This window comes from Clostridium sp. KLE 1755 (genome assembly GCF_000466465.2).
Classification (GTDB): Bacteria; Bacillota; Clostridia; order Lachnospirales; family Lachnospiraceae; genus Eisenbergiella; species Eisenbergiella porci.
Genome location: NZ_KE992639.1, coordinates 1 through 13,036 on the forward strand (window position 1 = coordinate 1; position 13,036 = coordinate 13,036).

12 protein-coding genes are annotated in these 13,036 nt (G+C 50.2%); 1 reads left to right on the top strand and 11 read right to left on the bottom strand.

Annotated elements, in window-relative coordinates:
• Positions 1-308: 308 nt before the first annotated feature.
• From HMPREF1548_RS00005 to HMPREF1548_RS00045, 8 genes are all read right to left on the bottom strand, one after another.
• A complete protein-coding gene (locus HMPREF1548_RS00005) occupies positions 309-1,070 on the bottom strand; it encodes an SDR family NAD(P)-dependent oxidoreductase (RefSeq protein WP_021633528.1) in 762 nt (253 codons plus the stop codon).
• Between the two features lie 16 nt (positions 1,071-1,086).
• Entirely contained in the window at positions 1,087-2,784 is a 1,698-nt protein-coding gene (locus HMPREF1548_RS00010; protein WP_021633529.1) for a DUF4153 domain-containing protein, read from the bottom strand.
• A gap of 2 nt (positions 2,785-2,786) precedes the next feature.
• Positions 2,787-3,416 carry a glycerol-3-phosphate acyltransferase gene (locus HMPREF1548_RS00015; protein WP_083492894.1) on the bottom strand — a complete coding sequence of 210 codons (630 nt, stop codon included), beginning with the start codon at positions 3,414-3,416 and terminating at the stop codon, positions 2,787-2,789.
• A 340-nt stretch (positions 3,417-3,756) separates the two neighbouring features.
• Positions 3,757-4,575: a hypothetical protein gene (locus HMPREF1548_RS00025; RefSeq protein ID WP_021633533.1), complete on the bottom strand. Its 819-nt coding sequence runs from the start codon at positions 4,573-4,575 to the stop codon at positions 3,757-3,759.
• 94 nt (positions 4,576-4,669) lie between these two features.
• The gene (locus HMPREF1548_RS00030; RefSeq protein ID WP_021633534.1) at positions 4,670-5,572 is read right to left on the bottom strand and encodes a helix-turn-helix transcriptional regulator; all 903 of its coding nucleotides are present in this window, start codon (positions 5,570-5,572) and stop codon (positions 4,670-4,672) included.
• 9 nt (positions 5,573-5,581) lie between these two features.
• Positions 5,582-7,528 (bottom strand): YgiQ family radical SAM protein, encoded by a 1,947-nt coding sequence (locus tag HMPREF1548_RS00035; RefSeq protein ID WP_021633535.1) that lies wholly within the window; start codon positions 7,526-7,528, stop codon positions 5,582-5,584.
• A gap of 249 nt (positions 7,529-7,777) precedes the next feature.
• Positions 7,778-8,431: an HAD family hydrolase gene (locus HMPREF1548_RS00040; protein WP_021633537.1), complete on the bottom strand. Its 654-nt coding sequence runs from the start codon at positions 8,429-8,431 to the stop codon at positions 7,778-7,780.
• A gap of 16 nt (positions 8,432-8,447) precedes the next feature.
• Positions 8,448-9,371, bottom strand: coding sequence for a pseudouridine synthase (locus HMPREF1548_RS00045; RefSeq protein ID WP_021633538.1), 924 nt, complete (start codon positions 9,369-9,371; stop codon positions 8,448-8,450).
• A 118-nt stretch (positions 9,372-9,489) separates the two neighbouring features.
• Here HMPREF1548_RS00045 and HMPREF1548_RS00050 point away from each other — a divergent pair, with 118 nt between their 5' ends.
• Positions 9,490-10,533, top strand: a complete 1,044-nt coding sequence (locus HMPREF1548_RS00050) for a nucleoside recognition domain-containing protein (RefSeq protein WP_021633539.1) — start codon at positions 9,490-9,492, stop codon at positions 10,531-10,533.
• Positions 10,534-10,621: 88 nt separating this feature from the next.
• Here the strand turns inward: HMPREF1548_RS00050 and HMPREF1548_RS00055 are convergent, their stop codons facing one another.
• The 3 genes from HMPREF1548_RS00055 to coaD form a co-directional block, all read right to left on the bottom strand.
• Complete coding sequence (locus HMPREF1548_RS00055) at positions 10,622-11,662, bottom strand: N-acetylmuramoyl-L-alanine amidase (protein WP_021633540.1); 1,041 nt, start codon at positions 11,660-11,662, stop codon at positions 10,622-10,624.
• A gap of 223 nt (positions 11,663-11,885) precedes the next feature.
• A complete protein-coding gene (locus HMPREF1548_RS00060; RefSeq protein WP_021633541.1) occupies positions 11,886-12,509 on the bottom strand; it encodes a hypothetical protein in 624 nt (207 codons plus the stop codon).
• An 11-nt stretch (positions 12,510-12,520) separates the two neighbouring features.
• Positions 12,521-13,036: a pantetheine-phosphate adenylyltransferase gene (gene coaD, locus HMPREF1548_RS00065; protein ID WP_021633542.1), complete on the bottom strand. Its 516-nt coding sequence runs from the start codon at positions 13,034-13,036 to the stop codon at positions 12,521-12,523.

Genomic DNA, 13,036 nt, shown 5'->3' on the forward strand with positions numbered 1-13,036 from the left:
CGGCAGCCGCTTTGTCCTCCCTGCTTATTCTTTTGTCAGCAAGGAGTTCATGCATTTCCGTACACATGTAAAAAAGAAAACCTCCGTCAGGCAGAAGTCTGTACATATGTCGTCCATGCACACGCGAAGCTGCGTGCAGATACCGGTCTGTGGGCTGAATTGCCTTCACAGAGCGGCGCAGAATCTTAAAAGATAAAAAGATTTGTTGAAATCATTGCTTGTCACGATTGTAGCATACGAATATAGTTTCTGCAATAATTTCCGATAATATTTATTTGTATAACCGTTACAACCATCCGCAATTTTTGCTACTTAACCAGTCTCATGGCTTTCAAAATCAAGGTATGCGGGATTACCTTGGCAAGAAGACGAAAGGCTTTTATCAGCGGGCTGTATGTGGAAAGGGGGCATTTCCTGGCGGAGGCGGTTAAAGCAGCGCGGACCACGGACTGCGGGGTGACCATCGTATATTTTTTGATAGCAAGGGTGGCGGCGTATTTTTCAGCGCGGTCGAAGAACTCGGTCTGAACCGGGCCGGGGCAGACGGCAGTGACGTAGATTTTTCTGGATCGAAGTTCTTCGCTCAGGGCGCGGGAAAAGCTGAGGACGTAGGATTTGCTGGCTGCATATACGGCGAAGCCGGGCTGGGGCAGGAAGGCGGCGCTGCTTGCCAGCTGGATGATGCGGCTGTTTTTTTTCATATAGGGCAGGCAGGCATGGGTGATTTCTGTGAGGGCCCGGCAGTTTAAGTCAATCATGCCAACCTGTTCACGGGAGTCGATTTCGGAGAATTGTCCCATGATGCCATAGCCGGAACAGTTTATGAGCATACGGACTGCGGGGCGTTCTTTTCTCAGAAGGGCCCGTAAATGCTCCATATCCGCTTCCTGAGTCAGATCAAGGGGGATTGTTTTAGCCATATGGTCCAGGTCGCAGGCAAGCTCCTCCAGACGGTCTTTTCTTCTTGCTATGAGCCAGAACTCATCTATCGTATAGAGTCCGGCATCCAGCTGCAGGGCAAATTCTTTTCCGATTCCGGAGGAGGCTCCGGTGATAATTGCAATATTCATGTCTCTTTCTCCTTTTCTATTTTTCCAGCAGATAACCGTGGAAGGATATATAAGTATAGGTTTCTCCCACACGGTCATAATTATAGGACAGGTATTCCAAATATAGTTTACGGTAGGGATCAATGGGTATTTCATGGTGCTTCTCAAAATAGGCCTCTGCGGTTTCCTCGCTTTCGTCCGGGAAATTGTTAAGGTACGCGGCAAGGTTCACAATGGCAGAGCTGCTTCCTCCATAGACGATCTGATAGGCGGTGAAATTTTCGGCGTTGTCTCTGGCCGATACCTGTATGGGATAACAGGTATTATAACCTGAAATGTCAATTGCGGTATTTTTGATGGAATAGTAAAAATGACGGAAATCTTCATATTCTATCGGACTGCCGGATTTCAGATTTTCCAGCTTTGCTTTATCTTCCTCCGGAAGCGACTGTAGCCAGGCCTTTCCGGTTGGTTCTTCCCTCAGGTACCAGTAGGCTCCGGCAGCTTTGTCGATCTGCCTTTGGGTGAGTGCCGATGATTCTTCTGCCATTATGTATTTATGCAGGGCGTTTTGCTGGCTGTTCAGGGAAAAGCGGGCCATGTTGATCCCGGGAACAAAACAGGCTGCTGCAGTAAAGACGGCAAACAACGGTATCAGCAGACACACGGCCTGTCTTTTGAAATAATATACTGAGACATATATGATTTCAAAAAACAAAAGCAGCACGCAGAGATATCTGAGGGGCGTTACGCCGTTTTCATATATACGGATGCCGATGGAATAAGCCTGCAGCAGAATCAGCGGTGAAAACAGATAAGGGAGCAGCCGGGTAAGCTTCAGGAGAGGATTTTTCTGTGAATAGCAGGAGTTCATCGTCCATACAGGAAGCCCTGCGGCGAACAGACCCGTAAGGATACGGAATACCGCATTGGATGGCATATCCCGGAAAAGCAGGATTTTCAGCACATAGGCATAAATAACTGCAAATGCACTGATAACAAGCCCGCTGAGAATATATTTGATCAGTACCTCCGCAAAACGGCTGTCCTCTTTTTCATCCGGAAGCACGCTGCGAAGCAGGGCCGGGATATAATACAGGCCAAGGAGAAGGCACTGTACCTGAATGTAGAGAGAAAAAGCTCCGTCAAAAAGTTCAATGAATATGCCGACCACCATGCTTGTGCCTATCATCAGAATAAAATAGATAATGCTGATGCGCACAACTGCGGCAAAAACACGGCCAAGATATTGTTCAAGCGACAATCTGGTCCTTAAAAAACACAGATAAACGGCTATGGAAATAACAATCACTTCATAGCCCACAATATATCCGGGAAGATAAAAGCTGATAGTGAGGGCATCCTGCCCCAGGAAAAAGGATTCAGGTTCCAGGTATAACAGCCATGTCAACAGAAATGCGGGAATCACGGACAGGATATACAGGACCGCCCTAAGTCGCAGCTTTTCCGTCTTCTGGTACACAGCTTCCGCAAAAAAGCAGCCGGTCCCATAGAAAACCAGAAAAGGAAGGGCCTTTTCCAGGACATCATAGATGGACTCGGAGAAAAGTTCTCCCAGCATAAGGGTAAAAAACAGGGTAAAAAGCCAGATACAGCCCTGTGCTGCGGGAAAATACACGAACAGACTTTTAAGTTCCCGGCCCAGGCCGCGCAGCTTATCCCAGAAGAAGGCCTTCCAGTCTTTTTTAGAGCCAGCAGGGGTTCGCTCCTCCATTGTCACTTCCTTTCCCGCAGCTTTGACTGCGCTTTGGCGATCAGATCAATTTTTGTTCCATTTCCGTGCAGATAATCCAGGAACGGCAGAAAATGCTTCTGAAGCATCATGGCAGCCAGAATGCAGGAAAGGACGCCCGCCTCACTGCCATAAACGGTAAATGCCGGCCATAAAAATAATAGGGGGATAGCCAGCGCTCCCAGTGTCAGTGATTTACTCAAGAGGACAAGGCATCCTCCTAAAACGCAGGAAAGAAAGCCGAAACCCGGTGAAAATATAAACAGTGTCATGCAGGTTACGGCAACGCCCTTCCCGCCGCGGAAACGGTTCCAGAAAGGAAAATTATGCCCTGCTGCCACACCGATGCCCGCATAGAGAACAGCATTCCTGCCGAGCCGGGGAAACAGAAGAAAACGGCAGAGCATGCAGGGAAACAGCGTCTTAAGCAGATCGCCTGCAAGAACAAGCAGCCCCCATTTGAATCCCAGCTGGGCCATGATATTGGCCATTCCCGGGTTCCCGGTTCCAAGCCGGGAGGCGCTTTTTCCTGCGGCATGTCTGGATACCGCCTCCGCCGTAAGAAAACATCCGCACAAATAACCAGTTAAAATACATCCTGTCCGGTACAGCATAAATACCCCTTCTTTCTCAGGCCTCTTTCTCAGAACAGCCCATCTATGACAAAACAGCCCGCAGATACATTTTCTGCGGTTCCCGGAAGATATTATAGTCTGTACCAAAGGATACGGTGATTATACAGCTGCGGGGAACATTCGCGGCCATTCTTTTCAGGAACCGCCCTGTCCGGCCAAAAACTTTCCGCAGCCATACTATCATTGTAGCATGTCTGCGGAAGGTTTCAACAAAAATTATATTTACTTATGCCAGCCTGCTGTGCACGGCAGCAGTTTGTTTTTCGGTATTGCAGCAGCGCAGGTCCGTACCGCCGTACGGGATGGCTTCGTGACCGGACTATGACTGACAGTGTTCGCAGTAATATATGGTTCCGCCCAGATAAGCTCCCTTGCGCAGCTCATAGCCGCAGCGAGGACAGGGAGTCCAGAGTGTTTTCTTACTCAGGATGGTGGTATAGCCTCCGGGTCTTGCAAACAGATCCTTTTCCGTATCCCGGCCGCCTTTCGCAGCCATTTCGGCCAGTACATTCTTTACCGCATCATACATACTGCGGTATTCTGTCCCGGATACTTCCTCCATCTTCCGCTTCGGATGGATGCCGCAGGTAAAAAGGATGTCCTGCAGCGTTCCGTTTCCCAGGCCCGGAATGCGCTGTTTGGTGGCAAGAAAGGCCTTCGCGGAAAGCCTGCCGCTGTCTTCATCACGAAGGGAAAGGAAATAAGGAAAATCGAAGGCCTCTGATAAGGGAGACGGTTTTTCCAATGCAGTGAGGTAATAAGGATTGTTGTTTTCCCCCTCATGAAAAGCCCAGATGCCTCCGTACATCTGCACCGAGCAGGCAAGCGCCGTACCGTCGTCAAATTCCACAAACAGCTGATGCTTCGAAGGGGCTTTCCCTTCTTCGTAAAAACGGGGCGAAGCGCCGTCCTGTATCAGCAGCCTGCAGTCCTGTGCTTCTATTTCCACCATTCCTCCCACCGCCCGGCTGCATCCGATTTTCTTTCCGGAGAGCAGGTCGTCATAAAGCTCCGGTTTTTCGGAATACCAGGTAAAGGAATGAGGGGTATGGCCGGCCTCAACGAAGGAGATGGTCTTCCCCCGGATTGTTTCATTGAGCTGTCCGGCAATTACATGGCTTTCAGGAATTTCCAGCATGGTTCATCCTCCCTTTTCCTTTAATTGTAACATGGAAAAGCTGACAACAGTATGTCATATTTTCTTCAGATTTTCACCTTGAAAGATTTTCACTTCAGATATTTTCAAGAGACTTTTGCAGCATACCCGCTATTTTTTCCTTCAGCCACAAAGGCTCGATTATCCGCACATGAGGGCACAGGGAAATAATCAGGCTGTATACCCAGTCATCCGCCACATAGGAGGTGTTCACAAGGAAATTACCGTTATCCATAACAGAGATTTCTTCCTCTTCAAAGAAGTCGTATATCCGGTACGTCTGGGATGCATCGATCTCCAGCCTGATGTCTGTCGCCGGATTTTCAGGCGCCGCATTTTGGGCAGTGCCCGACTCTTCCGCCACAGGCATGTTTCGGGGAAGGAAATACTCATCCAGGCATTCCGGACGCTTAATGCGCAGGATTTTGAAGGTGCGCATGGCCTTTCTGCCGCGGCACCAGGCGCGCAGGTACCAGGCACGGCTTTTAAACCACAGCTGGACCGGCTCCACAACGCGCCGTTCCACCCGCCCGTCGCTTGTATAATAATCAAAAGAAATAACCCGGGACTGAAGGATGGCATTTTTCAGAAGATTAAACAGCTCCTGCCTTCTCCCGCTCCAGTCGGAAAAGTCCACGGAAACCCAGGCGGCAGCGGGCGTCTGGAAAAAATCACCCAGTTTCCGCAGCAGCTGTGAGCTTTCGGAAGGCTCCACCTCCTGCAGGCTTTCCAGCGCGGCCAGGATCTGCTTTTTTTCTTCCGGCGTGATGAACATTTTATCAATAAGGCTGTGATCCAGCAGGGAGATGCCTCCGCTTCTGCCCTTGCTGGCATAGATGGGGACGCCGACCATACTGAGTATTTCCACATCACGGTAGATGGTGCGCACCGACACCTCATATCTTTCTGCCAGCTCCTTTGCAGGAATTTTATCCCGCTGCATCAGCTGGTAGCATATTCCGAACAAACGGTTAACCATGGGATACCTCTACTTTTTCCGGTGGACATTCCGGATGGTTTTCTTTTTTGCAGGCTTTTGTCCCGTTTTTGCCCCGGGAGCCGGGGATTTCAGGTTTTTCCTGCCGTAGGAAATATCCATATCTTTCCCGGCGCCTTTGGCATTGCCGGCGCTCTGCCTGCGGGGGCGTATCAGGCATTTTTTATCAAAGCCTATCAAATCCGTCCGACCGGCTTTTGCGAGCGCTTCGCATACCAGATCGTAATTTTTTGGGTTCCTGTATTGGATCAGGGCGCGCTGCATCGCCTTTTCATGAGGATTTTTGCACACATATACAGGCTTTCCGTCCCTGGGATCGATTTCTGTATAATACATAACCGTGGATACCGTGGAGGGCGTAGGATAAAAATCCTGTACCTGCTCCGGCATGTAGCCAAGGTCGCGGAGATATTCGGCCAGCTCCACTGCTTCCTTCAGGGTGGAGCCTGGGTGGGAGGACATGAGATATGGCACCAGATACTGATTCATTCCCAGTTCTTCATTGAGCTTCTTATATTTTTTCCGGAAGCGCTCGTATACCGCATTTTCCGGTTTTCCCATACGGCAGAGTACGGCGTCGGAAATATGCTCCGGCGCCACCTTCAGCTGGCCGCTGATATGATGGAGAACCAGCTCCCGGAAAAAAGTATCCTCCTTATCCGCCAGCAGATAGTCGAACCGGATGCCGGAACGGATGAAGACCTTCTTGACGCCGGGCAGACTGCGCAGGCGGCGCAGAAGCTCCAGATAGTCCTGGTGATCGGCTTTCAGGTTGGGGCATGGCCTGGGGAACAGGCACTGACGATCCTTGCAGACGCCGTGAACCAGCTGTTTTTCGCAGGAGGGCGCCCGGAAATTAGCGGTGGGGCCGCCCACATCGTGGATATATCCCTTAAAATCCTTATCCTTGGTAATCAGCTCCGCCTCTTCCAGGATGGACTCATGGCTCCTGACCTGCACAGTGCGTCCCTGATGGAAGGTCAGCGCACAGAAATTGCACCCGCCGAAGCAGCCCCTGTTGCTGATCAGGGAAAATTTGATTTCACTGATGGCGGGGACGCCGCCTTTTTCTTCATAGGAAGGATGATAGGTACGCATATAGGGCAGCGCATAAACATCATCCATCTCTTCTATGGAAAGCGGCTCCTGAGGCGGGTTCTGTACCACGTACTGACCGCTCGGATAGCCTTCCAGGAGGGCTTTTCCGTTGAAGGGATCCGTATTGGTATACTGAATCATAAAGCTGTCGGCATATTTTTTCTTATCCGCTTTCATCTCTTCATAGGACGGCAGCAGGATTCCGTCATAAATTCCTGAAATGTCCTTCGTCTTATAAACAGTGCCCGGAATAAAGGTAATATCCTTTACCTCGATTCCGCTGTTTAAGGCATCTGCAATTTCCACGATGGACTTTTCCCCCATGCCATAGGAAATCAGATCCGCCTGACTGTCCAGAAGAATGGAACGCTTGAAGGAATCGCTCCAGTAATCATAATGCGCCATTCTGCGCAGACTGGCTTCTATGCCGCCGATAATGATGGGAACCGTGCGGTAAACGCGGCGGATCAGGTTACAGTACACCACCGTGGCATGATCCGGACGCTTTCCGGCCTCTCCCCCCGGCGTATAAGCATCGTTCGGCCTGTGTTTTCTGGATACAAAATAATGATTCACCATGGAATCCATATTTCCGGCGGAAACAAGAAAGCCCAGCCTTGGGCATCCAAAAACGGCAATGCTTTTTTCATCCTTCCAGTCGGGCTGGGATATGATGCACACACTGTAGCCGTGGGCTTCCAAGATGCGGCTGATAATGGCATGTCCGAAGGAAGGGTGATCCACATAGGCATCGCCTATGACATAGACAAAATCCGGCTGTGTAATGCCTCTCTCTTCCATCTCTTTTTTTGTAATCGGTAAAAATCCGGTAACTGACATTTTTGCTCCTATCCTTGCGCCATAGCGCACAATTTATTCCCGCGAGCAACGAGCCAAGTATCCATGCTTGCATGGATATTTGGCGACTGCCGCGAGGGTCAAATACCCCGCTGCTCTGCAGCGCTGCAAGTTTGATACCCCGTTGCTTGCAGCGGGGTCTTTGATTTCCGCGGGCAACGGGCCAGGTATCGCCTGCATGGATATTTGGCGACTGCCGCGAAGGTATTTGATGGATGAAAGCATACGCTTTCACCCCTGTAAAACTTCCGAAAAATGACTGATATAATAATCGGCAAGCGCCTTTTTTTCTTCCGCCTGATCCAGAGAATAGGCATCCTCTACAGCGCAGACCTTCATTCCGGCGGCCTTGCCGGCTAAAATTCCGGGAATGATATCTTCAAAGACAAGGCAGGCCCGGGGCGGTATGCCCAGTTGTCCGGCGACCGCCAGATAAATATCAGGGGCCGGCTTTCCTCTGCCCACATCACAGCTTGTCATAATACATTGAAATACATGTTCCAGTCCATGTACCCGGGCTATGCTGTTTACAAGCTCCCGGGAATTGCTGGTGGCAATTCCCAGCCTGATATCTTTGCTTAAGCACCAGTCCAGGTATTCGCCGACACCGTCCTTTAAAGGTACCTCATTCATATATTTGTCCCAAGCCATCCGGTTCCAGTCCGCCTTAATCTGCTCCACAGAGTCCGGCAGGCTGAAACGCTCCTTGAAGTAAGCAGCTGTTTCCGAAAAACTCTTCCCCTCAATTTCCCGGGAAAGATCCGGCGGAGGTACCAGGCCGAAGCGTCCCAGATAATCGATATCAATATCCTTCCATATCCACATGGAGTCCACAAGCGAACCGTCCAAATCAAAAATCACCGCTTCTATTCCATTCATCATCATTATGTTTCCCCTTTTCTTACTGCAGGTCCGAAAGCTCCTTAGCAGTCAGAGGCCTGAAAGCGCCCGGGGCCAGCGTTTCATCCAGAAGCAGCGTTCCCATACGGAGCCGTTTCAGATAAACCACATTTCTCCCCACCGCCTGCATCATACGTTTTACCTGGTGGAATTTTCCTTCCGTAATTGTCAGCTGCCATGCGGATGCGGCATCGGCATGGTGAAAAGACAGCCCCGGCATTTCTTTCAGTATGGCGGGACGGGTCAGGCTTTTTTCTCCGATATCCACGCCCTCCTGCAGGCTGTTTTGCTGCGCATCGGTGAGCGGGCCGTCAATTTCCACATAGTAGGTTTTCTCCACATGCGCCGCCGGGGAAAGCAGCCGATGGGCCAGTTCTCCGTCATCCGTAATAAGGAGAAGTCCCTCCGTGTCTTTATCCAGCCGGCCCACGGGGAAAAGCTCTCTTTGCAGCAGGGCGTCATCAAAGGCTCCCTTTTGCTCCCGCATCAGCTGAAGCACTGTTTTGTCATGGTTGTCCTGCGTGGCGGATACGCAGCCTGCAGGCTTGTTCAACATGAAGTAAACATGTCTGGCATAGGAAATACTTTTTCCGTTTACACAGACCTGATCGGAATTTTCCTCTATTTTCATTTCCGGACTTTTGACAGGGAGGCCGTTTACCGTAACCTGCCCTTTTCGGATAAGCGCCTTTACCTGGCTTCTTGTACCGGCTTTCATATCACATAAATATTTATCCAGTCGAAGCATTTGTATTTCCTTTCTTAAGCGGCAGTTGTCCGGCGGCTTTGAAATAACGACGTTCACATTTTTACTGTTACAGTTATCGCTGTAATTCAATAATTCTGTCATTCCGGGCGCCAGGAGAACATAGCTTTTATTAATGGGATTGAATGCAGCGGTCCGGCGTTCCTGAATCGTTTTCATGTATCGCTTTCTTTAAGCAGACGCAAATCCCCGGACTGCCGGACAGCTACGTAAAGTATACATGATTCCCTGCATTCTTACAAGTCGGGACTGCAGGCGTTGGAAGGAGGACTTAAGAATGTTTTTCTTTAAACAGCAGCCCCGCTTTGCAGCAAAACGGCAGGAGCGGGCGGCGTATTTGAAAAAAGTATCGTTTCTCTGCCTGTTCGCTTTTCTGACGACAGCCATGCTTCTGGAAAGTGACAAAGCGCTGATCCTTTCCCTCACAGGGCTGAATCTGTGGTTCCAGAAAATGATTCCCACGCTTCTTCCCTTTATGATTCTGTCCGGGATACTTATCCGCATGAATCTTTCAGACAGCTTTGCCCATCTCTTCTCTCCCGTGCTCAAACCGCTGTTCAGGCTGTCGGATTCCTGTCTGTACTGTCTGGTTATCGGTTTTCTGTGCGGATTTCCCATGGGGGCGCGGGTGACGGCGGAAAGCTATCAGCGGGGAAAGCTTTCCCGCAGGGAGGCAGAACTGATGCTGGCCTTCTGCAATAATATCGGTCCTGTTTATTTTACAGGCTTTGTCCTGCACCTGTTTCCGGTGGAACGTCCGCTAATCTTTCTGGCAGGCATGTATCTGCTTCCCTTCCTTTACGGGCTGGTTCTGCGCTATACGCTCTACAGGGATATTCCCATGCGGGCATTCCTGCCCTCCTCAGCCCCATCCGGCAGGGCAAAGCCTTTGGGAGAAAAAAACGGGCTTCATGCAGCCTCCATTTCCCCGGCATCTCCGGCAGTCGCCAGGGCTCCGTCTTTGCTGGAGGAAACACAGAATTCCATCGTGTCTGCTCTATGCTCCATCGCCTCTTTGGGGGGATATATGATTCTGTTCAATCTTCTGAATCTGATTCCAGATATCCTGCTTCCCAGCAGGCTGACGAAGCTGGAAACACTGCTGGGCTGTGTCCTGGAAATCACCAGCGGGCTGTCACGCCTTCCCCGTTCCATGGCTTTCTGGGGATACGTGCTTCTACCCTTCGGCGGGCTGTCCTGTATTGCACAGACCTACAGTATGATTCGGGAAACGGATCTATCGCTGGGAAATTATGTGGCTCATAAGGTCGTTCAGACTGTGGCTGCCTTTGGTTTTTATTTGTGGGTGTTTGCCGGTTAGCTGATGTGCACTGAGGAAATTTTCCTACCCTGTGTCCATATTCAGATAACACCATTAAGAAAAGCTGCCGTTTCCGGCAGCTTTTCGCTCAGCGTGTTGCAAAGGTTCCAGGGATGGCGATATTGCTTTCGGCTTTGATGTCATAGCCGTTGTAGACGCGGCACTGGAGAATGGGAGTGGTGTTGGCGGGCACCGTGATGGAGAACTGAATGGTGTTGGTGCCTGCGCAGGGGTACAGGGTGGACCAGGTAATTCCGCCGTCCAGGGTGTAGCTGTAGTATAAAAGGCCTGACTGGGGATCGGAAGCGGTCAGGGTAATATCAACCTTTCCAGTGGCCAGGTCGGCGTTGTTGACGGTCATAACCACATTTTCCGGAGGCGTGGTATCAGGAGCCGCGGTTCCTGAAGGAGCTGATATCACCGGATATTGGAACCCGGTATAATCCAGCCCCAGCGCCGGAGATTTCAAACGGAAGTATTTAGCCACGGCGATCGCATCGCTTACGCCAAAGGCCGCCAACTTTTGTGGTGTGTTAATCTGGGGGCTGTCAATGGCATGATCCATATAGCAGTGCTCAATGATGACACAGGGAAGATCCAGTGCCCTGGACGCGCGGATAACGCCGTAATAGTCGGTTCCGCGGCTGTTGAGCCGCGTCTTTACCCCTTTGGCATAGAGTCCATATTGGGACATCTCAGCCAGCTGCAGGCGGCCGAAGGTCTGGCCCGCCGAAAAATATTTACCAAAGGCGGAGGTCCAGACCTCCGTTCCGTACAGATTATGCTCTCCTGACATATTAAAATGAAGGGAAAACAAAAAATCAGCATTGCAGGCTTTTGCAATCTGAGCCCGCTGTTCCAGGGAAAGCTCCTGGTCGTTAGTCCTGGTAAGGTAGACCTGGACACCTTCAAACTGTTCCAGTGTCTGTTTCATGGACTGTGCCACCTGGAGTGTCAGATTCTTTTCCACGTATTGCGGAAGGACTTCTCCTCCCCGGTTCTGATCCCCGCCGTGACCGGGATCAATTACCACAATGACCGGTTCCTTTGCCTGCGCCTGTGTTTTCGGAATGAATGCCAGCACACAGGCAGCCAGAAGAAATACTGCAGCTGCTGTTCTTTTTTTCATATGTACTCCAATCTGCGTGCCGGGCACGCTTTAAATTCGGGAAGGTTGAGGTATCCTGTTTCAGCCTGGCTCCAATGTACGCGCTTTGACACGCTTTTGCTAAAAAAATAAATGTATCTCTCTTCCGCGTTACTCCGGTATAAAACAAGGCTGTGTTCCAGGTGATGAAACACAGCCCGAAGGTTGAATTATTTTTGTGGCAGTCTGCCCCGGATTGCCGTAATTACAGAATATCCAGATTCAGATTGCTGTTGTCTCCGCCATCCTCCGCTGCGGAAAGGTTAGGCAGGGAAGAGGTATCATCCTCTTCATCCGGGCGCAGCTCCATGCGGTTGGACTGTACAATATTCAGGCAGCTGTTCAGATCATTGATGAGCTGGCCGTAATGATCGGTGGCAATGTCAATGCCGTGGCCGATGATGCTTTCCAGATTGGCAAGGATGTCGTCCGTATACTGGATTGCGGAAGCTTTCACACTGTTGGCCTCCACTGTGGCATTATCTAGGATTTCCTGCGCCTGCAGGGTTGCAAGGTTGACGATTTCGTTGGCCTGTGCATATGCCTGCTGCATGATTTCATGTTCATTTATCAGTTCGCTGGTATGTACGGTAGCCTCGTTGATCAGGGCCTCCGCCTTTTCACGGGCATCATTGAGAATGGCTTCCTTGTTATTGATAATTTTCTGATAGCGCTTGATTTCATCAGGAGTCTTCATCCGAAGCTCTCGAAGCAGTTCTTCCAGTTCTTCCTTATTCACAATAATTTTGCTGTTGGAAAGGGGCTGGTACTTACAGCTGTCGATATATTCTTCGATTTCGTCAATTAATTGTTCGATTCTGCTGCTCATGCTTTTCTCCTTTATAAGCGTTCTGCCAGGGGCTGCTGCTTATATTCATGTCCAAATTTTTCATATACAAGTCTTGCCACAAATTCCGGTACGCACTGGGAAATATCGCCGTGAAATTCTGCGATTTCCTTCACACTGGAGGAACTCAGATAGGCATATTCCAGGCTGGTCGTTAAAAAGATAGTATCCAGCTCTCCACCGGAAAGCTTCCGGTTCGTCTGGGCTATCTGCAGTTCATATTCGAAGTCCGTTATAGCGCGCAGACCGCGTATCGCCACATGTACATCCTTCTTCCTGGCATAATCAATCAGAAGCCCGGAAAAAGAATCCACTTTGACATTAGGCAGATCCTTTGTGGCTTCCTCTAGTATTCTAACACGTTCTTCCACAGAAAACAACGGAGTCTTCTGGGTATTGTTCAACACGCTGACTGTTAATTCGTCAAAAATCGACGCGGCCCGCCTGATAACATCAAGATGGCCGAAGGTAACCGGATCAAAGCTGCCCGGATAAATTGCTGCTTTCAT

Bases quoted from the DNA above. Each gene is read 5' to 3' on its own strand.
- HMPREF1548_RS00010 (WP_021633529.1), bottom strand. From the start codon at position 2,784: ATGGAGGAGCGAACCCCTGCTGGCTCTAAAAAAGACTGGAAGGCCTTC.
- HMPREF1548_RS00040 (WP_021633537.1), bottom strand. From the start codon at position 8,431: ATGATGATGAATGGAATAGAAGCGGTGATTTTTGATTTGGACGGTTCG.
- HMPREF1548_RS00030 (WP_021633534.1), bottom strand. From the start codon at position 5,572: ATGGTTAACCGTTTGTTCGGAATATGCTACCAGCTGATGCAGCGGGAT.
- HMPREF1548_RS00035 (WP_021633535.1), bottom strand. From the start codon at position 7,528: ATGTCAGTTACCGGATTTTTACCGATTACAAAAAAAGAGATGGAAGAG.
- coaD (WP_021633542.1), bottom strand. From the start codon at position 13,036: ATGAAAGCAGCAATTTATCCGGGCAGCTTTGATCCGGTTACCTTCGGC.
- HMPREF1548_RS00055 (WP_021633540.1), bottom strand. From the start codon at position 11,662: ATGAAAAAAAGAACAGCAGCTGCAGTATTTCTTCTGGCTGCCTGTGTG.
- HMPREF1548_RS00045 (WP_021633538.1), bottom strand. From the start codon at position 9,371: ATGAAAACGATTCAGGAACGCCGGACCGCTGCATTCAATCCCATTAAT.
- HMPREF1548_RS00050 (WP_021633539.1), top strand. From the start codon at position 9,490: ATGTTTTTCTTTAAACAGCAGCCCCGCTTTGCAGCAAAACGGCAGGAG.
- HMPREF1548_RS00005 (WP_021633528.1), bottom strand. From the start codon at position 1,070: ATGAATATTGCAATTATCACCGGAGCCTCCTCCGGAATCGGAAAAGAA.
- HMPREF1548_RS00060 (WP_021633541.1), bottom strand. From the start codon at position 12,509: ATGAGCAGCAGAATCGAACAATTAATTGACGAAATCGAAGAATATATC.
- HMPREF1548_RS00015 (WP_083492894.1), bottom strand. From the start codon at position 3,416: ATGCTGTACCGGACAGGATGTATTTTAACTGGTTATTTGTGCGGATGT.
- HMPREF1548_RS00025 (WP_021633533.1), bottom strand. From the start codon at position 4,575: ATGCTGGAAATTCCTGAAAGCCATGTAATTGCCGGACAGCTCAATGAA.